The following is a 20,345-nucleotide window of genomic DNA, read 5'->3' on the forward strand; positions in this document are numbered from 1 at the left end:
TTTTTATGCAGGCGTTTTTATTTGGCCTGAATACCTTCGCCGGAAACTTTGATGGCAACTTCCGGGGCGACTTCAATATTGGCGCCATAATCGGCGGGTTTCAGGGTAAAGGCGGTTTCAAAGCCGCTGCGATAACCGCCCCAGGGATCTTTGCCCTCGCCATTTTTGCTCACGGGTACGGTGATGCTTTTTGTCTGGCCATTAAAGGTCAAATCGCCGCTTAATTGTCCGTCTTTCCAGCCGGTAGATTTGAAGGTGGCTTCCGGGAATTTGGTGCTGTTCAAATATTTTTGCAAATGTTCGTCGCGCTCGCCGTGGCCGGTATCAAGCGAGATGATTTTCACGGTAACACTCACGTCTTTAATTTCGCCGGTATCGCTGTCATAAACATAAGAACCGCTCACTTCCTTGAAAAGGCCGGGGATATGGCTGAAGCCCAAATGCGGCACGTCAATTTGCACAAAGAAATGGGTCGGGTCGATGTCGTATTTGACCGGGGCGGCAATGGCAGCACCAGAAACGAACGCAGCGGCCAGCAAGGTGGTACGGATATTCATGGATAACTCCTGGGGGTTGGAAAGGGAGCAGGCATCATAGCGGGGCGTGATGGTTTTGCGGTTACTGTTTGGTTATGGTAAATGTTTTATGTTTTTTGGGGGAATTTTATGATTTTTTTAAGGCATATGATTGATGCCCATTATGACAGGTAATCCATCCGTGTTTATCAGGAAAACCGACCCGATGCAGCGCGGGAATTATTGCCACAAGAACGGGTTTATACCGTGAAGCTGGATGGGGAAATGGATATTTTTCAGGGGGTATCCTGACGGGTTTCGTCTTTTCCCCCCTCTTGCTTGCGATAACGCGCCGGGGTAATGCCGAATTGTGCCTTGAAGGCGTTGTTGAAGGCGGCTTCGGACTGGTAGCCGGTTTCTTCGGCGATGCGGCCAACCGCGCGGTTGCTGTCGCGCAGCATTTTCGCCGCCGCCGACATTTTCAGCGCGCGGATGAAGGTTTGCACGCCGCTACCTGCCGCCTGCTGGAATTTGCGGGCGAAGGTGGCGCGCGACATACAGGCGATTTCCGCCAGCGCTTCGGTGGTGCAGGGCGCAAACGGGTTGGCGAGGATGTGCGCGAGTACGCGCGCGAGGCCGGGGTCGGCAAAGAGCGCGGTGAGGCGGTGCTGTTGCGGCAGGTCGCTGATGTGGCGCAGGGCGAGCAGCAGCAGGATTTCGCAGAGGGCGCGGACGATGCTGACGCTACCTTCGCGCCGCGCCAGCGCTTCGTTATGGATGAGGGTGCAAAGGGCGGGCAGTTGCGGAATGTCGCCGAGCGGTACCCGCAGCGGTTCGGGCAGGATGGCGAGCAGCGCGGTGGCAGCACGGTTGCGCACTTGGTAGATGCCGCAGAGCATCCGCAGCGGTTCACCGTCGGCGTCGTTGCACAGTTGCAGCAGGCCGTTTTTGCGATCGCTGCTGATGGCGCTGTCGCCTTCGCCCGCGTAGATGGTGTGCTGGCTGCCCGCGGTGAGGAGGAAGAAATCGCCCGCTTGCAGTTCGTGTTTTTTGCCGTTCACTTCGATGGTGCAGCGGCCTTCAAGCAGCAGGTGAAACCAGGCGGTGCCGGGTTCGTCCGTGTTGTGCGGCATACGGAAGGGCGCTTGCAGGTGGCAATAGACTTCGATGCGGGTTTGCAGGTCAAGCAGGTCGAGATAGCGGTCGATGCTGTCCATAGGGATTCTCCGTGGGATTCGCGGGCATTATAGCGGCGGGGTTTGTGCGCTTTTATGACAAGCCTCAAAGGTTTGGCGGCGAGACGGCGCAGCGTTTTTTTGCGACAACGCGACGCGGCGTGGTTTTTATAATGCGCGCCTCTTTTCTTTAAACCTGTTATCGGAGTTTTTATGCTTGACTGGAAAAATTATCGTCTGAAATTAAAGAATCGCATTGGCGCTTTTGGCAAATTGCAACCGAAAACGTTGCAGGGTTATCAATCGCTGAACCAGGCGGGCGAAGACAGCCCGCTCGATTTGAAAACGCGCGAACTGATTGCGCTGGCGGTGGCGGTGACGACCCGCTGCGATGGTTGTATTACCGTGCACGTGGAATCGGCAATCAAGGCCGGTTGTACCCGCGAAGAGATTGCCGGGGCATTGGGCGTCGCCGTGGCGATGAATGCCGGTGCGGCGATGGTCTATTCGGCGCGCGTACTCGATGCTTATGAGGCGAGTCAGGGCTGATTTTTTCTTTCTCTATGGTTTGCGAAAAGCCACGGTTTTGCCGTGGCTTTTTTGATGGCGGTTGATTGGCGTGTTTATTGTTTTTTTATGCCTGACCCTTTGGGTTAGGGTATCTGGCGTGGAAAACGGATTTCCACGCGCAGACCGTGCGGATGGCTTCGTGCATCGTGCAGGGTGAGGCTTGCGTCGTATTTGTCGCAGAGGGTTTTGACGATGGCGAGTCCCAGCCCGGTGCCTTCTTCGTCGCTGCCGAGCTGGCGGTAAAACGGGTCGAGCACGCGCGCGCGTTCGTCTGGTGCGATGCCGGGGCCGTTGTCTTCGACGATGAGGATGGTCGCATCAGTGCGGGTTTCGAGGCCGAGGTCAATGCGGCTGCCGCGCGGGCTGTAGCGCAGCGCGTTGTCGGCGAGGTTTTTGATGAGGGTATAGAGTTCGGCGGCGGGGAGGGGCAGGGTGGCGTCGGTGTCACTGGCGATGCCGAGGTCGCTCTGTTTGGCGTCGGCAAGCGGCAGCAGGGTTTCGATAACCTGGCGAAAGACAGCCTGCACGTGGCTCGCGGCGGGGGCGGCGGTTTCGCTGTGTTGACTGCGGGCGAGCAGCAGCAGTTGTTCAAGCAGGGCGCTGGTGCGGCGGATGCCGTCGCGCAGGGTGTGCAGTTGCGCGCGTGCGGCGGCGTTGTCGGCAAGGTGCGGCGTGAGGCGTTCGGCTTGCAGGGTGAGCGCGGTCATTGGGGTGCGCAGTTCGTGCGCGGCATCGGCGATGAAGCGTTGTTCGCGGCGAATGGTGCTAGCGATGCGTGCCAGCAGGCGGTTCATGGCGCGGGTGATGCCGCGCAACTCTTGCGGCACGCCGCTGTCGGCGAGTGGCGAGAGGTCGTTTTCGCCGCGCGCTTCGATGTCGCGGCTCAAGCGACGCACCGGGCGCAGCGCGCGGTGGATGGTGTAGAGGCTGGTCAGTGCGAGGATGGGGACGAGCAGCAACAGCGGCGCGATGGCGTGCCAGGCGCTGGCGTTGGCGATGGTGTCGCGGCTTTCGGTGTCCTGGATGAGGGCGAGGCGTTCGCCGCCGGGGTAGGTGTGGATGTAGGCGCGGTAGGCGCGGTCGTGGCGGCGCAGGTCGTGGTAGCCGTCGTGCGGGTTTTTACCGAGGAAGCGGCCATAGCGACCGGTACGGGCGACGGCTTCGATGTCGATGCGGTTGTCGTCGTCGAGGTCGGCGCGGCGCGGCGGGTTGTGCGGGTCGATGAGGGTCGCGGTCTGGCGCAGGATGTCGTCCTGGTAGTCGTTGGCCTCGTTGTGGATGGCAAGCCAGGCGGTGATGCCGGAGATGAGAGCGACGGCGAGAGTCGCGGCGGTGAGGCTGGCGGCAAGGCGCAGGCGCAGCGAGGGGGCGTTTTTCATGGGCGGGGTGGCGGGTGAAGGTGATTCGTTATTTATAACTATCCACCGAAAGTTTCAGACAAGGCATCTCGCTGAAGACAGTACGCGGTAGTACGGCGCGGGTTTCCCTAAAAAATGGCGGCTGCGCCATTTTTTAGGGTACCCGGTCAGGCGACGCAACACCGTACGAGGCTTTCGGTGGCTGGCTATACATACAGGATAGCGGGGTTGGTGTTTATCAATAATTTTTATCCGCTTCTTCCATAAAGTGAACCGCCCCAAGAAATCAGGAGGGAGCACTATCTGTGAGAGGCATCCCCATGAAGGAAAAAACAGCGCCCCCCAAAATACATCCCCGAAGTGCGTGAACGTGCCATCCGGCTACTCGAAGAAATCCGCGCACAGCGTTCTTCCGACTGGGCTGCCATCCAGGCGATTGCGTCCAAGTGGCTGTAGGCATTACGCGTCTGGTACCGCAAGCATCAGGACGCACAAAACTCCGCTACTGTAGCCCAACAGGAGCAGAACGCCCGCATCAAGGCGCTGGAACGTGAGAATTACGAACGCAAACGCAGCAATGAAATTCTGCGCCAGGCTTATGCCGTTTTGACCGCGTCGTAGCGGTTGCTGTGGGCAAACATTTTGACCACATACGGACAACTCGCGTGGATGCGCCAGCCTTCTGCTGTCGCCAGGGCGGCGAGGGCGTCCAGCAATTGGCGGGCGATGCCCTGACCGCGCAGGGCGGGCGCAACGTAAGTGTGATTGGCGTCGATGGTGTGCGCGTCAATGGTGCGCCAGGTGATTTTGCCAAGGGTTTCGCCGTTTTCGGCTTGGTAAGCGAGTGCATTGTCGGTGCGGATAATGGGCATGGTTCGTCCTCCTGTCAGGATTTTTGCTGGCGGAATATCCATTCGCGGATGGGCGCGATGTTGTAGGCGTATTTCCAGGTGGCGGTATGCCCGGATGCGCCGCCCGCGTTGGCTTCGGCTTCTGTTTTGAAGACGCTGCCTTTGGTGAAGTGGACGAAGTTGATGTTGGCGTGTTCGGCGTCCATTTGGGCGAATGCTTGTTGAAATTCGTCCGCCGTCCATTGGGCATTCCACTGCCCGCGCGCCACTTTCGCGCCAAAGCTGGCGAGTTTTTCGGTGATGGCGGTTTCGTCGGGGTAGGCTTTGCTGTCGTCTTCGGAGACGGTTATCCACCATTTGAGGTTTTTCATCGCGGGTGTGAGCAGCTCGGGATTCCATTGGCAGGCGACGAGGTAGGAGGCGGCGAAGAAGTCGGGGTATTTGATGTTCATCGCAATGGACATCATGCCGCCGCCGGACTGGCCGGTGGTGTAGAGGCGTTTGTCGTCTATCGGGTGGCTTTTGACCAGCTCGCGGATGAGGTTGAGGGTGGCGTCAAGGTAGGATGAGGCGGTGCTGCTGTCATCGACGATGATTTCGTCGTATTCGGGGGCGAGGACGAAGCAGGGGTTGTCTTTTTGTGCTTCCGGGGTTGCCCAGGCAATGGCACCGTTGCCCTGGTAGAGCGGGGCGGTGACGATGTTGCCGGTCACGCCCGCGTCGTGCATGAACAGCACCAACGGGTAATGGCTGTCGGCCGCAAGTTTTTTCGGGATGAACAGGTTGTAGCGCACGGTTTTGCCGGTGGCGGCGTCGGCGAATTCGTATTGTTTGAAGTCGTCAAAGACGAGGTTGATGACGCCGTCGGTTTTGAGGGTGTCGCCGCCCATGCTGATTTCGGCGCTGGCCGGTTTGAGGGTGGGCGCGCTGTCGGCTTTGTCGCCCACTTTGCCGGGGCCGTTTTTCGCGGGATCGTCTTTTTGCTTGGCGGGGCGGCCTTTTTTTACGGTGAGCAGCGCGCCGTCGTCATCGGGATTGAGTTCAAGGATGAGGTAGCGACCGGATGCGGCGGGCGCGCCGGTAGGGCTGTCGCTGAGGTAGGCGTTGGTGATGTTGCGGTCTGCGACGCGGCAGGCGTTTTTGTCCAGCGTGGCGGCGATAACGGCGTCGCGGTATTCGACAGCGATGGCGACAAGGCGCATACCGTCACCGTAAACGCGGGTGATGGCGGTGGCGTGCTGCACCGGGTTGGCGGCGGCGAATGCGCTGTGGTTCAGTGTCAGCAGGGCGGTTGCGCCGGCGGCGCGGACGAGGATTTGACGGCGGGTGGGCATGGGATGCTCCGGTTGATGGGGAAGCGGCGAGTGTAACACGCAAGACTTGAGCGGGAATGAGGGCGAAATTCGTGGGTAAAAATGCGATTTTTCGCAATAGTTCCTTGGTGTTTGTGTGCGTGAACGCCATTTTTTCCTTGGAAAAAATGTGAACAATTCGATAGTGGCTTGTTTGTGCAGAGATTGTTATTCGACGTCAATCGTCGCCGTCTTTTCGGTGAGAAAGGCGATGAGCGCCTGTACCCGGCGGGCTTTTTGGGCGTGCGGCAGGTGGTAGAGATAGACGCCGGGGTAGGTTTTCCAGTAGTCGCGCAGTACCGGCCGGAAGCGCTCGCGGTCGGGCTGTTGTGCGCAGATGGGCGTGAACAGGCGGCCAATGCCGAGGCTGGCGCGGATGGCGTCAGCGGTGACGTCGATGTCGTTGCAGATGAGCGGTGTTGGCATGGCTACGCCGAGCGGTTCGCCGTCGGCGTCGAGGGTGAGTGGCAGCAGGCAGTTGGCGGTGATGTAGCGGTAGCCGATGAGGCGGTGCCGGGCAAGGTCGTCCGGGGTCTGCGGCGTGCCGTGGTGCGCGAGGTATTCCGGGGCGGCGTAGAGGTCTTCCGCAAAGGGCGGCAGCAGGCGGCGTGCGACCATGCCTTCTTCGAGGGTGTCGCCGAAGCGGATGCCGAGGTCGTAACCCGCGTCAAGGATGTTGATGGTGCCGTCGCAGAGCGAGAGTTCGAGCTGGATGTGCGGGTAGCGCGCGCCAAATTCGGCGATAAATGGCCGGAATATCAGTTGGTAAGCGAAGCGCGACAGGGTCACGCGCACGAGGCCGGAGGGGATGGCGTTGTCGTCGCGCACGCTTTCGATGGCGTCCTGCAAGGCCTGCACGGCGTCGCCGCTGCACGCAAGCAGGCGGCGTCCGGTCCGTTATGATACGCCCTTTTTATCGGGAGACTTTTATGGATTTTCAGGTGAAATCTTTTGCGGATTTGTCCGTGGCGGAATTGCACGCGATTTATCAGGCGCGGGTAGCGGTTTTTGTGGTGGAGCAGCAATGCGCGTATCAGGAAGTGGATGCGGCGGATGTGCAGGCTTTGCATATTTTTCGCCGTGATGCGGACGGGATTGCCGCGTATTGTCGTTTGATTCCGCATATTGATGCGGTGCATTTGGGGCGGGTTTTGGTGATGCCCGAATGGCGGGCGCAAAAATTGGGGCGGGATTTGGTGGCGTTTGCGCTGGCGTATGCCCGGCAACAGTGGCCGGAGCGGGTGATTTACGCACAGGCGCAAACGTATTTGCAGCGGTTTTATCAGTCTTTTGGTTTTGCGGCGACTTCAGCGATTTATTTGGAAGATGGTATTCCGCATATGGATATGATGCTGCGGCCATAGTGTTTTTTATTGCGCCAATTCGGACAGCAATTGTTGATGGGCGACGGCGTGGGCGAAATTGGGGACGGTATATGTCCCCTGGCGCATATCCTGCCAGACAGCGCGGTAGGTATTGGCGAGGATGTCGGCGGTATTGCCTTCAGGGGCGATAATTTCGCTTTGCCCGTCACGGAGGATTTCGATGGTGAGCGGTTCGTACTGGAGATGGCCGCTGTTTGCGGTGACAACAATTTGCCGGTGCTCGCATTCGATTTCCATGCGCAGGCCGCTGCCGCCGCCGCGATAGGCGATATTCAGCAGGCCGCCGTCCTGGGTTTTTCCCTGAAAGAGGACGTGGTCGATGGTGGTGCGGGAGACCGTTTCGCCGGTATCTTTGCGGATGACTTTGGGATACTGGCAGGCGGTCAGGGCGTGCATATCGTGCAAGGTGCCAAAGACGGATTGCAGGGCGGCGAGGCTATGCGCAAAGGGAATGGTCAGGGTATTGACGCCATTTTCCTGATTTTGTGCGTAGAGATAGCGCGGATCTATTACGTGACCGCGACTCGGATCGCTGCCGCTGATAATGCAGCTAATCAGTCTGCCACTTGCCGGGTCATTGACAATTTGCCGGAGTTTTTGGATATGGGGCGAATGCAGTGCTTGCAGGCCGATAAAGGTGCGGCAATTATGGTGTGCAGCGATTTGTTGCAGGATGCGGGATTCGCCGGGATGAATGCCCAGCGGCCATTCGCAATAGATGGCTTTGCCGAAAGGCGCTATTTGTTCGATGATTGCCTGGTGTTGCGGCAAATTGACGGCAACCACCAGCAATTCGATATCGTCACGGGCGGCAAGGGCGGCGGCATCGTCGCTGTAATAAGGCACGCCGTATTTTTCTGCGGATTGTTGCGCTTTTGCCATGCTGCTGGCGGTCAGTCCTTTCAGGGCAAATTGTTCGGGCAATTGGCAGAGCGCAGGGTAATGCGCCATTGCCGCCCAGCCGCCTGTGGCACTCAGGCCGATAATGCCGACGTTTACGGGTTTCATGGGGTCTCCATATATACGGTTATATAAATGTATAAAAGCCTGCCGTATCGGGCAGGCTTTGCCTGGGCAAAGGCTCTTGCTTCAGAAGCCTGCCTGGTGTTCCAGTTTTTCTACCAGCGCGTCATCGAGGTGCAGCGCTTCGGCGAGTTCGTGCAGATAGACGATTTCTTTGCGGTCAAGGTCGCCGCAGACGATGCGCGAGGCAAGGTAGATTTCCGCGGCGAGTGCCGGGTCGTTACCGACGGCGGCGCCGATTTGTTGCGGCGTCGGCGGGTTTTGCATTTGTTGCTCAAGCCAGGCACGGGCTTCGGCGTCTTCGCCACCGATTTGGCTGAGGATGGCGCTACTTTCGGCGCTGTCAATGCGGCCGTCTGCCGCCGCGGCGGCAATCATCGCGCGGATGGTCAGCTCGCTCGCCTGCGCGCTTTGCGCGGCGTTGCGCTGTTCGGCAGGGATGAATTGTCCTTGCATCGCCGCGCCTGCTTTGGCGGGCTGGCTGCCCTGGTAGTTTTTCCAGGCGTTGTAGGCGAGCGCACCGAGGGCAGCGATGGAGCCGGCTTGCAGGGCGCTGCGGCCAAAGCCCTTGTTGCCGGTCAGCAGCGAGAGCAGGCCGGTCGCCGCCATGCCGCCGCCGAAGCCTTTGAGGGTGTCCTTGTTGATGCCGCCGAGGAGGTTGCCCAGGCCACCGCCCAAACTGCCGCCGAGGCCGCCGTTGCTGCGCTGCTGCGTGATTTGCTGTCCGCCGCCGAGTACCTGATTTAGAATGCTGTTGAAGTCCATCTGTGGCTCCTGTGTGGGTGAAAATGGGCGGTCATCATGTCATGTTTGGGAGTTTTTATGCAATCGCAACCGGTGGGGCAGCGTTATGCGACGGTTTTCGCGCTGATCGTGTTTTTTCTGCTGTTTTTTCTGTTTTTTTTCTTTTTTCAGCGGCACGAACAGCAGGCGTATTTGCCGAGCGGTAACGCAACGGCCACCGCAGACGGGCTGTCGCTCAAGGTCTCCGGCGACGGCCATTTCCGCACCAGCGGTATGATTAACGGTGAACCGGTGGTGTTCATGCTCGATACCGGCGCGAGTGGTGTCGCCCTGAGCGAGGGGCTGGCGCGGCGGCTGGGCGTTAGCGGGCGCGGGGCAGGGCAGGTCAGCACCGCCAACGGGGTGACGGACGCGCAGTTGGCGCGGCTGGATTCGCTCGCTTTTGGTGGCTGGGAATTTGCCGATGTGCCCGCGTTCATCATGCCGCGCATGGATGACGAGGTGTTGCTGGGAATGCAGGTGTTGCGCCATTTCCGTTGGCATCAGGAAGGAGGCGTGTTGCGGTTGCAGCCAACGGATTAGCGGCGCTACTTGTCCACATTTCCTGTGCATAAACGCGGTGGACAAGTGCTTACCCCGCGACTGAAAAACAGTTTTTTCCGTGCGCAGTTTCTGCGCAGGGTTTGTGGCACGGCTGACACAAGTTTGCATGGTTTGATGTTTCTGCGATAGCCACTGCGGATACGGGCGACGAATGGTCACGCAATCGTCGCCCGTTTTTTTATATGGACTGCGTCATGGATGCGACTTAAATATAATGCGCGTCTTTCTTTTGCAACCCTCCATTCCCCATGCGCAAATCCCTGCTTTGTCTCGCTGCCGCCGTTAGCGCCTGCGGCATTCACGCCGCCGATATTGAATTACCCGATCTCGGCAATCCCGAAAAACGCATCTTTGTCGGCGACCGTGCGCGCAATATTGGCATGGCGGTTGAAGGACAATTGCGCCAGCGCGGCGAATTGCTGGAACAGCCGGAAATCACCCAATACCTGCGCGCGCTGGGCAATCGCCTCGCGCTGTACGCACCCGCACCATCCGGCTATCACTTCTTTATTATTGACTCGCCCGCCATCAATGCCTTTGCCACCAGCGGCGGCTATATCGGCATCAACAGCGGCCTGATTGCGATGACCGATAACGAAGACCAGCTTGCCGGAGTCATTGCCCACGAAATTGGCCACGTCAATCAATCGCATATCGCCCGCTCCATTGCCAATGCCGAAAAATATGGCTGGATGCAGGCGATTGGCATCCTCGCCGGAATTGCCGCCGCCACCGCGGGAAACAGCACGGATGGCGCGCAGGCAGCCGTCGCCGGTACCCACGCCTATATCATGGAAAAGAAACTGGAATACTCGCGCACGCATGAACAGCAGGCCGATGACGTCGCCGCCAAGGTATTGGAAAAAGCGGGATATGACCTCACCCAAATGGCCGTCTTTTTTGAAAAGCTGACCGTAACCGGCAGCCATCCGCCCGAATTTCTCCTGACCCACCCCTTGCCGGAAAATCGCGCCGACCGCCAGCGTCGCAAAAACCGGAAAAGCGGCACCATACACAATCCGCTGGAATACCAATTGGCAAAAACCGCCATCCAGCGCTACAGCCGCTACAAACTGCGTGAATACCGCCCGGAAGACCCCTTTGCCGAACAATACCGGCAATACCTCGAAGCGCAGCGGCGCAACGACCGCGCGATAATGCCGACCATGCTCGTCGCATTGCCGCCAGAAAAAAATGCCCTGTTTGCCCGCCTGCATGGCGAACAGGCGCTGGCAACCGGCAATGCGGCGCAGGCTGAAACCCTGCTCGGCAAGGCATGGCAGCGTTGGAAAAACAATGAAAACCTGATAATACCTTATGCCCGCAGCCTGATAGCCAACGGCAAAAACCGGGAAGCGGAAAAACTGTTGCAGACACAAATCGCGCGTGATGCAGGCGCAGTCCAATACTATGATCTCTATGGCGATTTACTGGAAAAACAGGGGCGGCGCGGCGAACAGTTTATCCTCACCGCCAAATATTATGCCCTCATTGGCGATTACGAACTGGCGGCTGCACAAGTCGAACGCGCACTGAAAGACCCGACCCTTCCCGCCAATGAAAGACAAAAAGCACGCGCATTGCAAAAACGCTATGAACAATTGCACGAGCAGGACGAAAAATAAACAAAAAGGGCTTTACATTTTTACCGGCACCGCTATAATTCGCCCCGTCTTTAATACAAACGAGGAACCCAAAGATGAGTCTTGAAGCACTCTTTAACCAGGTCGATAACCTGAACAATGACGACTTTGAAGCATTGATCAATCATGTGGACAAACAAAAAAAACGTCGCGCCCGTGATATCCTTGCCGAAGCACAACGCCAGGCATCCCGCTTTATCAATAGCGTCGAAAACAAACCGGCCGCACAACGCACCGCCATGCCGCCGCGCTATCGCAACCCGCACAATCATGCCCAAACCTGGAGTGGCATGGGACGCCAACCGCAATGGTTCAAAGAAAACCTCGAACGCGGCATCAGCGAACACGATATGCAAATCTGATTTTGTCAATTGCACGGAAAGGCACGAATCTCGTGCCTTTTTTATTACCCCGAACGGAGTCTGAACATGAGCGACACCATCTTCCATAAAATCCTTGCCAGCGAAATACCCTGCGCCAAAATATACGAAGACGAACATCTATTTGCCTTCATGGATGCCTTCCCGCAAAGCAAGGGACATAGCCTGATTATCCCGAAAACCTTTGCCCCCGATCTCTTTACCGCCGACCCCGAATCATTGCGGCACATCATCACCTTCAGCCAAAAACTGGCGCGGGCGCAGAAAAAAGCACTGAACCCCGATGGCATCAAAATCGTGCAATACAATGGCGAAGCCGCCGGACAAAGCGTCTTCTATTACCATATGCACCTCATCCCAGTATGGGCGGGCAAAAATCTCGGCGCACACGCACAAAGCCCGGCGGATATAAACGAATTGCGCGAAACCGCCGCCGCCATCGCCGCTGCCCTGTAAAACAAAGCCGGAGAAAAAAATGAGCGCCGCAATCATCGACGGCAAAGCCTTCGCCGCCACCATCCGCGCCCAGGTCGCGCAAGAAACCGCCGCCTTCCGCGAAAAAACCGGCATCCAGCCCGGCCTCGCCGTCGTCCTCGTCGGCAAAGATCCTGCAAGTGAAGTCTATGTGCGCAACAAAGGCATCCAGGCAAAAGAAGCGGGATTTAACAGCCTTGAATACCGCCTGCCGGAAAACACCACCCAGGCGGAGCTGCTCGCCCAGGTCGCCGCGCTCAACGCCGACCCGCAAGTACACGGCATCCTCATCCAACTGCCGCTGCCCGCGCACCTCGACGCTGACGCCGTCTTGAACGCCATCACCCCGGACAAAGACGTGGACGGCTTCCACCCGGTGAACGTGGGCCGCCTGTGGACGGGCAACCCCGTCTCCGTCCCCTGCACCCCGCTCGGCTGCGCGCTTATCCTGAAAGACCGCATCGGCGACCTCTCCGGCAAACGCGCCATAGTCATTGGCCGCTCCAACATCGTCGGCAAACCGATGGCGGCGCTCTTGCTCGCCGCCAACGCCACCGTCACCATTGCCCACTCACGCACCGCCGACCTTGCCGCGCGCTGCCGCGAAGCCGACATCGTCATCGCCGCCGTCGGCAAACCCGAACTGGTGCGCGGCGACTGGTTGAAACCCGGCGCGACCGTGCTTGACGTCGGCATCAACCGCATCGCGGACGGCAACAAAACCCGCCTCGTCGGCGACGTCCACTTTGCGAGCGCTGCCGAAGTCGCCAGCGCCATCACCCCCGTCCCCGGCGGCATCGGCCCGATGACCATCGCCTGCCTGCTGCGCAACACCCTGGCGTGCGCGAAAGCATTGCACGCCCTGCACGATTAACCGACAATAACCGCCATTACCAACCCTTCACGGAGACCGCACATGAGCCAAGAAATCGGCTTCTTCTACGGCAGCACCACCGGCATGACCGAAGACGTCGCCTACCGCATCGAAGCCTGCATCAAAGAAAAATTCGGGCTGGAAATCGTGCCGATCAACATCATCGACCTCGACGACCCGAACGACATGTTCCTCTACAAGCGCATCATCCTCGGTATGCCGACCTGGAACTACGGCGAATACCAGGACGACTGGGAGCTCGTCGTCGATAAAATCGCCAGCGCCGACCTCAAGGGCACGGTGATTGCCATGTTCGGCCTCGGCGACCAAATCGGCTACCCCGAATACTATCTCGACGCGATGGGAATGCTCGCCGAACAACTGGGCGCACAAGGCGCGACCTTTATCGGCGAATGGCCGAGCGCGGATTACAAATTCACCTCGTCCAAGGCGCTCAAGGCCAACGGCAACTTTATCGGCCTCGCGCTGGACGAAGACAGCCAGCCGGAAAAAACGCAGGAACGGCTGGAAGCGTGGGTCGCACAAGTCATCCCGCAACTGCTCGCCTGAATCCGGAACAGATAAACCATGCCCGCCACGCGCGGGCATTTCCTTAAATAGACTTCCTTCCAAACCATAACTTGCACGACAACCCGACAAAATCCCGAACCTGCCAGGCTGTTGTCTGCTGCCCCCACCCTAACTTTCTCATCCTGCGGTTGAGCTGTTCCTGTCCCCCACAGGGGGAGGGAACTCATTGGCTGCAAAAATAGCAACAGTTTCATAACTATCCATATGCGATACGGCAGCAGTTATTTGAATCTGCCGCAGAACGGCTCCCTCCCCCGTGGGGGAGGGCTGGGGTGGGGGCAGGGATACAAATTCCAAAAAACGTATGCCTTTGCCTGGTTTGGAAGAGGTCTAATAAACGACACAAACAGCCCTTGGCTGTAACCATAAAACCCAACCCCCGGAGACCCCATGAAAATCTACCGCTTCCTCACCGGCCCCGACGACAGCAGCTTCTGCCGCCGTGTTACCGAAGCCCTGCAAAATGGCTGGGAACTCTACGGCGACCCGCAACTGACCGGCGATGCCAATGGTCGCTACTGCGGCCAGGCCATCGTCAAAGAAACCGACGCCGCCTACGACCCCGCCAAACCGCTCGGAGACTACTGATGAGCGCCGCCTGGGACGCGATGCGCAGCGGCGCGCCGCACCTGCCCTACGACCCTGACCTCAAGGCGCGCCGCGACCGCTGCCGCCGCCTGCTCTGGCGCTACAACACGCAAATCCCACCGGACGACACCGCCGCGCAACAGGCGCTGCTCACTGAACTCCTCGGCGCACTACCCGACGGCATCCACATCACCCCGCCCTTTCACTGCGACTACGGCGAGGGCATCCGCTTTGGCCGCAACTTCTACGCCAACAGCGGCTGTACCATCCTCGACGGCGGCGTTGTCACCATCGGCGACAACGTCCTCCTTGCACCCAACGTCGCCCTCTACACCGTCAACCACCCGCTGCACCCCGCGCTGCGCAACGCAACCTGGGAACACACTGCGCCGATTACCATCGGCAACAACGTCTGGCTCGGCGGCAACAGCGTCATTGGCGCGGGCAGCGTCGTCACCAAAAACATCCCGGCAAACAGCCTCGCCGTCGGCAACCCCTGCCGCGTCCTGCGGCAAATCAGCGACGCCGACCGCGAACAGTACGCCGCCTGGGGCATTCACGCCGAATAAACACCACACCAAAAAACAGGAATTGCCATGAAAAAAAACCTTTTTCCCCTGTTACTGCTAGCCGTCAGCACAACCTTCGCCAAGGACGCCGGAAAAGCGGAAACGCCGGAACAAATCGTGCAAAAACTCTATCGCGTCTATCAGGAAGAAAATGCCACGGACAGCGGCGTGTCCTTTGACGACTACGCCAGCGCCGAAATAAAAGCACTCTTTGCCAAAGATGAACAACTGGCAGGCGGCGAAATGGGCTGTATCGATTACGACTTTATCATTCAGGGACAGGACTACGACGCCGCCAGCATCAAACGCACCCTGAAAATCAAAACGCTGGACAAAAACACCGTCGCGGCAACCTTCAAAAATTTCGATGAGCCGACCACCGTCACCTACCAATTCGACTGCACGACGGGAAAATGCCAGATTACCGACCTACTCGAACCAGGCGGGGAAAACAAATCGCCGCGCTCTTTCAAAAAATCCCTGGCGGATTGCCTGGCGAATGTGGAAAAGAATGGCGCAGCGCAATAGCCCATTACGGCAAGCGCAGGGATCAAGTAGGGTGGGGCTTGCCCCACCATTCAACCAGATATTGGCCAGATGTTAGTGATGGTGGGCCAAGGCCCACCCTACGGGGCAGAGGAGTTACGGCAAATCGAGGGTTAAGGCCAAGGTCGGTTTATATTCTTTGGCAAACCGCCTTTAGCATTCTTCCCATTCGGCCAGCCCGGTGGCGCGGGCGACCTGTTTGCGGTAGCGGCGCGCGTAGGTGCGACCGCCGGTGAAGACGCGGAAGCGTTCCAGTTCGACAGTTTTTGCGCCGTCGTCGCCGATGAGGCAGACCGCCCATTCGTCTTCCTTATCCTGCATGACCGCGACCGCCTGCCAGTCGGCGAGCGGGTACGCCGCTTCGATACGGCGAACGCGGGCGCGCTCGATGGTGTGACTGGCCGCGCGGTAGCGCCAGTAGCGGCTGCCCGGATAGCGGCTCAGGGCAACGGCAAAAGCGGCAAGGATGGCAAGCGTGGTGAACAGCGACAGGGTGAGCGTGCCTTTGGCGACGGCGAGAGCGAAGACGGCGAGCAGCGGCAGCAGGAGGACGCCTGCAAAGATGCGGGCGACGCTGATGGCACGGTTCAATGGCGGCGGGAAGTTGCAGTTGCGCCGGGCGCGTTCGCCCTTGCGCGGCAGGATGCGGTATTGCGGCGCTTCGCCGCTTTCTTCCGGCATCGCCTTGCCGAGGCGGTAGTATTGCCAGGCGAGCCACAATTGCGGCAGGGCGGCGAAGAAAATCAGCTCCAACATACCGAGGCGTAGCTCGTGGCGCTCGTTCTCAAAGGCGGCGATTTGCGCGTCGTAATCGTAAATGACGCGGTCGCCCACGCGCAGTTCGTACACTCTGCCGTCGTAATGCCACACCTGCGCCGCTTGTCCGGCGAAGGGATAGGCGTGGTCGCAAGTGTTGTATTTTTTTGCGGTTGTACAGTGCAGGCGGAGACCATCGGCGGACAATCGACAGCTTTTGTCGTCGCATTGTTCCGCCGCCGGCAGGGTAAAGGCGGCGTACAGCAGCTCGGCGCGCGGCACGCGGTAGTCGCCGTTGCGCCAGTCATCGAACAGCGACAGGGTTTCTGACCACAGCATCGCGGCGACGACCAGCGGCAGGGTCGCGCCAAAACCCGTGGCGACGACTTTGCGGAAGCGGTGCTGGACGCGCTGACTGTGCTGGCGGCGCATCAGGGTGGTAATAATCAGCCCCGCCCAGACCATGCAAGCGATGAAGCGGGCGCCGCCGATGTGGTTCGGGATAATCCAGCCGAGGAGGATGAAGGCGGCGAAGTAGCCATGCAGCAGGCGGTCGAGGGTGTTGAAGGTCATCGGGGCAGGTTGTAAAAGGAGGGGCGGATATTTTACGGGATGCCGTTTATATACACCTTCCCCGCTATCCTGTATGTATAGCCATCCACCGAAAGTCTCATACTGTGTTGCGTCGCCTGACCGGGCACCCTAAAAAATGGCGGAGCCATTTTTTAGGGAAACCCGCGCCGTACAACCGCGTACCGTCTTCGGCGATGCGCCTTGTCTGAAACTTTCGGTGGATGGCTATAAACGGGGCGGCGGGGTGCCGCCCTTAGCAATATTCGTGCCAATGCGGTAAACTGCGCGCCATTACACTACAAGAGGCAATGTTTTATGGCGTATTTGACCTGGAAGGCGCTGCATATCATCGGCATGGTGTGCTGGTTTGCCGAATTGTTTTACCTGCCACGACTCTATGTTTATCACGCGATGGCGCAGGACGGTGGCGATGCCACCACGATGCGCCGTTTTTGTGTGATGGAGCGCAAGCTCTATGTCATGGGGCATATCGGCATGGGGCTGACGCTGGTGTTTGGCGGACTGCTGCTGTGGGCAGGTGGTTGGGCGCATTTGATTGGCCGGGGCTGGCTGCACGCCAAGCTGGTTTTGGTCGCGGGGCTGGTCGCCTACCAAATCGTTTGCGGCCGCATCAACCGCACCTTTGCCGCAGGTCTTAATCGCCGCAGTCACAAGTTTTACCGTTTTTTCAATGAGGTGCCGAGCGTGGCCTTGATTGCCATTGTCCTCCTCGCCTCGCTCAAGCCGTTTTAACCGGAGGTTTTATGCAATCTGTCCCGCTTTCCGCCGATATTGGCAGTTTTCAGCAGCACGGCAGCGCGTTTTGGGACGCGCATGGCCCTTACCGCACGCTGCACCAGATTAATCCCGCGCGTTTGCAGTTCATTGAGCGTTTTGTTGATTTGCAGGGGCTGCGTGTGCTGGATGTCGGCTGCGGCGGCGGCATTTTGAGTGAGGCGCTGGCGGAACGCGGCGCGTCGGTGGTCGGCATTGACCTCGCCGAATCCGCGCTACAGGCGGCGGAAGCGCACCGTGCCGGGCAGGCGGTGGAATATCGCCTCGAATCCAGCCGTGATGCGGTCGCGCGTGGCGAGTCGTTCGACGCCGTCACCTGCATGGAGATGCTGGAGCACGTCTCCGATCCGGCGGCGGTGCTGCGCGATATTCACGCGCTGCTGAAGCCGGGTGGTTGGGCGTTTTTTTCGACGGTAAACCGCACCGTGAAGGCGCGCCTCGGCGTGATTTGCGCCGCCGAATACCTGCTGCGCCTGGTGCCGCAGGGCACGCATCAATATGACTGGTTCATCAAACCGGCGGAGCTTGCGCGCATGGCAACGCGCGCCGGGCTGACCCCGGTCGCCTTCTGCGGCATGGATTATTTGCCGCTGCGGCAAACGGCGCGGCTGTCACGCCACCTCGACATCAATTATTTGTTCGCCGCGCGCAAGGAGGCGGCGTGAGCGCGCCCTATCAGGCGGTGTGGTTCGATTTGGACGGCACGCTGCTTGACACCGCGTCCGACCTCATCGCCGCCGTCAATCGCGCCCTGGTGCAACACGGCTACGATGCCGCGCCGCCGGAGGCCATTCTGCCCTACGCCGGACACGGTTCGCGCGCGATGCTGCGCCATGCGCTTGCCGCCGAGGCGGACGACCCGCGCCTGCCCGTGTTGCAGGACGCCTTTTACGCCGATTATTTGCAACACATCGCCGACCATACCCGCTGGTTCCCCGGCATGGAAGACCTGCTGGCGGCGCTGGAAGCGCGCGGCGTGCCTTGGGGCGTCGTCACCAACAAGCTGGAGCGCTTCACCTACGCCATCGCCCGCCATTTCGGTTTTGAGCTGCGCGCGGCGGCGCTGGTCTGCGGCGACACCCTCGCCGTTGGCAAACCCGACCCGGCACCGCTCGCCTACGCCTGCTCGCTCGTCGGCGTCAGGCCGGAGCGCTGCATCATGATTGGCGACAGCAACGCCGACATCCGCGCCGCCACTCGCGCCGGGATGCCGTCGATTTACTGCGACTACGGCTACACCAGCCGCGCCGAACTCGCCGCTGCTGACCGCCCGCTCGCTTTCGTGGCGGACGTCGCCGCGCTGCGCCCTTACCTCTTGGGAGTTGAACCATGAAAACCATCCTCCTCACCGGCGCCTGCGGCGGCATCGGCCAGGCGCTTGCCCGCGCGCTCGACGCCGAAGGTCATCACCTGCTGCTGCTCGACCTCGACCCGCTCTCGCTGGAAGCGCTCGACGACGAACTGCGCGGCGACCACACCCTCGTGCCGTTTGACCTGTGGCGCAGCGGCTACGACGCCTACAGCCGCCTCGCCGCGATGATTGGCGAAGACCACGGCAAACTGGACGCGCAAATCCATCTGGCGGCGGTATGCGGCGGCCTGCGCCCGCTCATCCACGACGACCCCACCGCCTGGCTGCAAGGGCTGCAAGTGAACCTGACCGCGCCGCTGTGGCTGTTCCAGACGCAGCGCGAACTGCTGCAAGCGGGCGACAACCCGCGCGTCATCTTTAGCCTGCACAGCCAGCACCGCGTGCAAAGCGCCTACTGGCACAGCTACGGCGTCGCCCAGGCCGCGCTGGAAAAACTCATCGCCACCCTGCACGCCGAAAAACACGCCTACCCGGCCATCGGCTTCGCCACCGTGGACCCCGGCTGGGTCGATACCCCCTTGAGCCGCGCCGTCTATCCCGCCGGACAGGCAAACTGGCGCGATGCCGACGCCGCCGTGCCGCTCTACCTCGACGCCCTGCGCGGCACCCCCGCACCGCTGGAGCATTACGCATGAGCGACACCCGCCTTGACCACGCCCGCGACGTGCTGCGCCTCGAAGCCGACGCCGTGCGCGCGCAAATCGACCAACTCGGCGCGCCCTTCCTCGCCGCCTGCGACCTGCTGCTTGCCACGCGCGGCCACATCATCGTCACCGGCCTCGGCAAATCCGGCCACATCGGCGAAAAAATCGCGGCAACCCTCGCCAGCACCGGCACGCCCGCCTTCTTCGTCCACGCCGCCGAAGCCGGACACGGCGACCTCGGCATGATTACCGCCGACGATACCATCCTCGCCATCTCCTACTCCGGCGAAAGCCAGGAAATCCTGATGATGCTGCCGATTGTGCGCGCACTCGGCGTCAAAACCATCGCCATTACCGGCCGCCCGCAATCAGCGCTGGCACAACAGGCCGACCTGCACCTGCCCATCATTATCGAAAAAGAAGCCTGCCCGCTCGGCCTCGCCCCAACCACCAGCACCACCGCCACGCTGGCACTCGGCGACGCGCTTGCCATCACCCTGATGCAGGCACGGCAATTCAACGAACAGGACTTCGCCCGCTCGCACCCCTACGGCAGACTGGGACGGCGGCTGATGACCAAAGTCGGCGACGTCATGCGCCGCGACGCCGCCGTGCCGCAAGTGGCGCTGGACGCCAGCGTGCAAACCGCGCTGTTTCAAATCACCGACAAAGGCCTCGGCGTGACACTCGTCAGCGACGGCGAGCGCCTGCTCGGCATCTTCACCGACGGCGACCTGCGCCGTGCGCTGGAAAAATACCCGGACGCCTTGCAACGCCCCATCGCCGAAGTCATGACCCGCGACCCGCAAACCACCGCGCCCGCCGTGCTTGCCGCCGCAGCGCTACAACAGATGGAAGCACGCCACATCACCGCGCTGCCGGTACTGGACGGCGAACGCATCGCCGGCATCATCCACATCCACGACCTGCTGCGCGCGGGGGTGGCGTGATGTTTGAATTTACA

At 60.0% G+C, this 20,345-nt stretch carries 25 protein-coding genes; 16 read left to right on the plus strand and 9 right to left on the minus strand.

The genetic code is table 11. From position 1 onward, the window contains the following. Window positions 1–17: 17 nt before the first annotated feature. Both ACO54Z_RS11135 and ACO54Z_RS11140 read right to left on the minus strand, forming a co-directional pair. Window positions 18–557, minus strand: a complete 540-nt coding sequence (locus tag ACO54Z_RS11135) for a YceI family protein (protein WP_485997072.1) — start codon at window positions 555–557, stop codon at window positions 18–20. 254 nt (window positions 558–811) lie between these two features. Next, window positions 812–1,732 (minus strand): cupin domain-containing protein, encoded by a 921-nt coding sequence (locus ACO54Z_RS11140; RefSeq protein WP_485997073.1) that lies wholly within the window; start codon window positions 1,730–1,732, stop codon window positions 812–814. 171 nt (window positions 1,733–1,903) lie between these two features. Here ACO54Z_RS11140 and ACO54Z_RS11145 point away from each other — a divergent pair, with 171 nt between their 5' ends. Continuing rightward, window positions 1,904–2,239 carry a carboxymuconolactone decarboxylase family protein gene (locus tag ACO54Z_RS11145; protein ID WP_298078806.1) on the plus strand — a complete coding sequence of 112 codons (336 nt, stop codon included), beginning with the start codon at window positions 1,904–1,906 and terminating at the stop codon, window positions 2,237–2,239. Window positions 2,240–2,343: 104 nt separating this feature from the next. Here ACO54Z_RS11145 and ACO54Z_RS11150 read toward each other — a convergent pair whose 3' ends face one another. The 4 genes from ACO54Z_RS11150 to ACO54Z_RS11165 form a co-directional block, all read right to left on the minus strand. Next, the gene (locus ACO54Z_RS11150; protein ID WP_485997074.1) at window positions 2,344–3,639 is read right to left on the minus strand and encodes an ATP-binding protein; all 1,296 of its coding nucleotides are present in this window, start codon (window positions 3,637–3,639) and stop codon (window positions 2,344–2,346) included. A gap of 575 nt (window positions 3,640–4,214) precedes the next feature. After that, a complete protein-coding gene (locus tag ACO54Z_RS11155) occupies window positions 4,215–4,490 on the minus strand; it encodes a GNAT family N-acetyltransferase (protein ID WP_485997075.1) in 276 nt (91 codons plus the stop codon). Window positions 4,491–4,504: 14 nt separating this feature from the next. After that, a complete protein-coding gene (locus tag ACO54Z_RS11160) occupies window positions 4,505–5,803 on the minus strand; it encodes a Tat pathway signal protein (protein WP_485997076.1) in 1,299 nt (432 codons plus the stop codon). Between the two features lie 186 nt (window positions 5,804–5,989). Further along, window positions 5,990–6,679: a LysR substrate-binding domain-containing protein gene (locus tag ACO54Z_RS11165; RefSeq protein ID WP_485997077.1), complete on the minus strand. Its 690-nt coding sequence runs from the start codon at window positions 6,677–6,679 to the stop codon at window positions 5,990–5,992. Window positions 6,680–6,750: 71 nt separating this feature from the next. On the opposite strand from ACO54Z_RS11165, the gene ACO54Z_RS11170 reads away from it, so the two are divergent. Then, window positions 6,751–7,185, plus strand: coding sequence for a GNAT family N-acetyltransferase (locus ACO54Z_RS11170; protein ID WP_485997078.1), 435 nt, complete (start codon window positions 6,751–6,753; stop codon window positions 7,183–7,185). Between the two features lie 6 nt (window positions 7,186–7,191). Here ACO54Z_RS11170 and ACO54Z_RS11175 read toward each other — a convergent pair whose 3' ends face one another. After that, window positions 7,192–8,214, minus strand: coding sequence for a Gfo/Idh/MocA family protein (locus ACO54Z_RS11175; protein WP_485997079.1), 1,023 nt, complete (start codon window positions 8,212–8,214; stop codon window positions 7,192–7,194). A gap of 81 nt (window positions 8,215–8,295) precedes the next feature. Continuing rightward, complete coding sequence (locus ACO54Z_RS11180) at window positions 8,296–8,994, minus strand: tellurite resistance TerB family protein (RefSeq protein ID WP_485997080.1); 699 nt, start codon at window positions 8,992–8,994, stop codon at window positions 8,296–8,298. Between the two features lie 57 nt (window positions 8,995–9,051). On the opposite strand from ACO54Z_RS11180, the gene ACO54Z_RS11185 reads away from it, so the two are divergent. From ACO54Z_RS11185 to ACO54Z_RS11225, 9 genes are all read left to right on the plus strand, one after another. Beyond that, window positions 9,052–9,555 carry a retropepsin-like aspartic protease family protein gene (locus tag ACO54Z_RS11185; protein ID WP_485997081.1) on the plus strand — a complete coding sequence of 168 codons (504 nt, stop codon included), beginning with the start codon at window positions 9,052–9,054 and terminating at the stop codon, window positions 9,553–9,555. Window positions 9,556–9,824: 269 nt separating this feature from the next. Continuing rightward, on the plus strand, window positions 9,825–11,201 hold the full coding sequence (locus ACO54Z_RS11190; RefSeq protein ID WP_485997082.1) for a M48 family metalloprotease: 1,377 nt from the start codon (window positions 9,825–9,827) through the stop codon (window positions 11,199–11,201). Window positions 11,202–11,275: 74 nt separating this feature from the next. Further along, window positions 11,276–11,581, plus strand: a complete 306-nt coding sequence (locus ACO54Z_RS11195; protein WP_485997083.1) for an H-NS histone family protein — start codon at window positions 11,276–11,278, stop codon at window positions 11,579–11,581. Window positions 11,582–11,647: 66 nt separating this feature from the next. Next, entirely contained in the window at window positions 11,648–12,055 is a 408-nt protein-coding gene (locus tag ACO54Z_RS11200) for an HIT family protein (RefSeq protein WP_485997084.1), read from the plus strand. A gap of 19 nt (window positions 12,056–12,074) precedes the next feature. After that, window positions 12,075–12,947: a bifunctional methylenetetrahydrofolate dehydrogenase/methenyltetrahydrofolate cyclohydrolase FolD gene (gene folD / locus ACO54Z_RS11205; protein ID WP_485997085.1), complete on the plus strand. Its 873-nt coding sequence runs from the start codon at window positions 12,075–12,077 to the stop codon at window positions 12,945–12,947. Between the two features lie 42 nt (window positions 12,948–12,989). After that, a complete protein-coding gene (locus ACO54Z_RS11210) occupies window positions 12,990–13,517 on the plus strand; it encodes a flavodoxin (protein ID WP_298079485.1) in 528 nt (175 codons plus the stop codon). 411 nt (window positions 13,518–13,928) lie between these two features. Beyond that, window positions 13,929–14,126 carry a DUF1737 domain-containing protein gene (locus ACO54Z_RS11215; protein ID WP_298079486.1) on the plus strand — a complete coding sequence of 66 codons (198 nt, stop codon included), beginning with the start codon at window positions 13,929–13,931 and terminating at the stop codon, window positions 14,124–14,126. Beyond that, window positions 14,126–14,695, plus strand: coding sequence for a sugar O-acetyltransferase (locus ACO54Z_RS11220; RefSeq protein ID WP_485997086.1), 570 nt, complete (start codon window positions 14,126–14,128; stop codon window positions 14,693–14,695). Before ACO54Z_RS11215 ends, ACO54Z_RS11220 begins: the two co-directional genes overlap by 1 nt. A gap of 27 nt (window positions 14,696–14,722) precedes the next feature. Then, a complete protein-coding gene (locus ACO54Z_RS11225) occupies window positions 14,723–15,223 on the plus strand; it encodes a DUF3828 domain-containing protein (RefSeq protein ID WP_485997087.1) in 501 nt (166 codons plus the stop codon). Between the two features lie 171 nt (window positions 15,224–15,394). Here the strand turns inward: ACO54Z_RS11225 and ACO54Z_RS11230 are convergent, their stop codons facing one another. Next, window positions 15,395–16,570, minus strand: coding sequence for a hypothetical protein (locus tag ACO54Z_RS11230; RefSeq protein ID WP_485997088.1), 1,176 nt, complete (start codon window positions 16,568–16,570; stop codon window positions 15,395–15,397). A 315-nt stretch (window positions 16,571–16,885) separates the two neighbouring features. Here ACO54Z_RS11230 and ACO54Z_RS11235 point away from each other — a divergent pair, with 315 nt between their 5' ends. The 5 genes from ACO54Z_RS11235 to ACO54Z_RS11255 are packed head-to-tail and all read left to right on the plus strand — an operon-like array spanning window position 16,886 to window position 20,331. Next, a complete protein-coding gene (locus ACO54Z_RS11235; RefSeq protein WP_485997089.1) occupies window positions 16,886–17,323 on the plus strand; it encodes a CopD family protein in 438 nt (145 codons plus the stop codon). 11 nt (window positions 17,324–17,334) lie between these two features. Continuing rightward, on the plus strand, window positions 17,335–18,030 hold the full coding sequence (gene ubiG / locus ACO54Z_RS11240; protein WP_485997090.1) for a bifunctional 2-polyprenyl-6-hydroxyphenol methylase/3-demethylubiquinol 3-O-methyltransferase UbiG: 696 nt from the start codon (window positions 17,335–17,337) through the stop codon (window positions 18,028–18,030). After that, on the plus strand, window positions 18,027–18,698 hold the full coding sequence (locus tag ACO54Z_RS11245; RefSeq protein ID WP_485997091.1) for an HAD family hydrolase: 672 nt from the start codon (window positions 18,027–18,029) through the stop codon (window positions 18,696–18,698). Before ubiG ends, ACO54Z_RS11245 begins: the two co-directional genes overlap by 4 nt. Continuing rightward, the gene (locus ACO54Z_RS11250; RefSeq protein WP_485997092.1) at window positions 18,695–19,372 is read left to right on the plus strand and encodes an SDR family NAD(P)-dependent oxidoreductase; all 678 of its coding nucleotides are present in this window, start codon (window positions 18,695–18,697) and stop codon (window positions 19,370–19,372) included. The genes ACO54Z_RS11245 and ACO54Z_RS11250 overlap by 4 nt, the downstream gene beginning before the upstream one ends. After that, entirely contained in the window at window positions 19,369–20,331 is a 963-nt protein-coding gene (locus tag ACO54Z_RS11255; RefSeq protein ID WP_485997093.1) for a KpsF/GutQ family sugar-phosphate isomerase, read from the plus strand. Before ACO54Z_RS11250 ends, ACO54Z_RS11255 begins: the two co-directional genes overlap by 4 nt. Window positions 20,332–20,345: the final 14 nt, after the last annotated feature.

The organism is Cardiobacterium sp. (assembly GCF_057314735.1).

Coding starts and splice junctions, on each gene's coding strand:
- ACO54Z_RS11135 (WP_485997072.1), bottom strand. CDS start 557: ATGAATATCCGTACCACCTTGCTGGCCGCTGCGTTCGTTTCTGGTGCT.
- ACO54Z_RS11140 (WP_485997073.1), bottom strand. CDS start 1,732: ATGGACAGCATCGACCGCTATCTCGACCTGCTTGACCTGCAAACCCGC.
- ACO54Z_RS11145 (WP_298078806.1), top strand. CDS start 1,904: ATGCTTGACTGGAAAAATTATCGTCTGAAATTAAAGAATCGCATTGGC.
- ACO54Z_RS11150 (WP_485997074.1), bottom strand. CDS start 3,639: ATGAAAAACGCCCCCTCGCTGCGCCTGCGCCTTGCCGCCAGCCTCACC.
- ACO54Z_RS11155 (WP_485997075.1), bottom strand. CDS start 4,490: ATGCCCATTATCCGCACCGACAATGCACTCGCTTACCAAGCCGAAAAC.
- ACO54Z_RS11160 (WP_485997076.1), bottom strand. CDS start 5,803: ATGCCCACCCGCCGTCAAATCCTCGTCCGCGCCGCCGGCGCAACCGCC.
- ACO54Z_RS11170 (WP_485997078.1), top strand. CDS start 6,751: ATGGATTTTCAGGTGAAATCTTTTGCGGATTTGTCCGTGGCGGAATTG.
- ACO54Z_RS11175 (WP_485997079.1), bottom strand. CDS start 8,214: ATGAAACCCGTAAACGTCGGCATTATCGGCCTGAGTGCCACAGGCGGC.
- ACO54Z_RS11180 (WP_485997080.1), bottom strand. CDS start 8,994: ATGGACTTCAACAGCATTCTAAATCAGGTACTCGGCGGCGGACAGCAA.
- ACO54Z_RS11185 (WP_485997081.1), top strand. CDS start 9,052: ATGCAATCGCAACCGGTGGGGCAGCGTTATGCGACGGTTTTCGCGCTG.
- ACO54Z_RS11190 (WP_485997082.1), top strand. CDS start 9,825: ATGCGCAAATCCCTGCTTTGTCTCGCTGCCGCCGTTAGCGCCTGCGGC.
- ACO54Z_RS11195 (WP_485997083.1), top strand. CDS start 11,276: ATGAGTCTTGAAGCACTCTTTAACCAGGTCGATAACCTGAACAATGAC.
- ACO54Z_RS11200 (WP_485997084.1), top strand. CDS start 11,648: ATGAGCGACACCATCTTCCATAAAATCCTTGCCAGCGAAATACCCTGC.
- folD (WP_485997085.1), top strand. CDS start 12,075: ATGAGCGCCGCAATCATCGACGGCAAAGCCTTCGCCGCCACCATCCGC.
- ACO54Z_RS11210 (WP_298079485.1), top strand. CDS start 12,990: ATGAGCCAAGAAATCGGCTTCTTCTACGGCAGCACCACCGGCATGACC.
- ACO54Z_RS11215 (WP_298079486.1), top strand. CDS start 13,929: ATGAAAATCTACCGCTTCCTCACCGGCCCCGACGACAGCAGCTTCTGC.
- ACO54Z_RS11220 (WP_485997086.1), top strand. CDS start 14,126: ATGAGCGCCGCCTGGGACGCGATGCGCAGCGGCGCGCCGCACCTGCCC.
- ACO54Z_RS11225 (WP_485997087.1), top strand. CDS start 14,723: ATGAAAAAAAACCTTTTTCCCCTGTTACTGCTAGCCGTCAGCACAACC.
- ACO54Z_RS11230 (WP_485997088.1), bottom strand. CDS start 16,570: ATGACCTTCAACACCCTCGACCGCCTGCTGCATGGCTACTTCGCCGCC.
- ACO54Z_RS11235 (WP_485997089.1), top strand. CDS start 16,886: ATGGCGTATTTGACCTGGAAGGCGCTGCATATCATCGGCATGGTGTGC.
- ubiG (WP_485997090.1), top strand. CDS start 17,335: ATGCAATCTGTCCCGCTTTCCGCCGATATTGGCAGTTTTCAGCAGCAC.
- ACO54Z_RS11250 (WP_485997092.1), top strand. CDS start 18,695: ATGAAAACCATCCTCCTCACCGGCGCCTGCGGCGGCATCGGCCAGGCG.
- ACO54Z_RS11255 (WP_485997093.1), top strand. CDS start 19,369: ATGAGCGACACCCGCCTTGACCACGCCCGCGACGTGCTGCGCCTCGAA.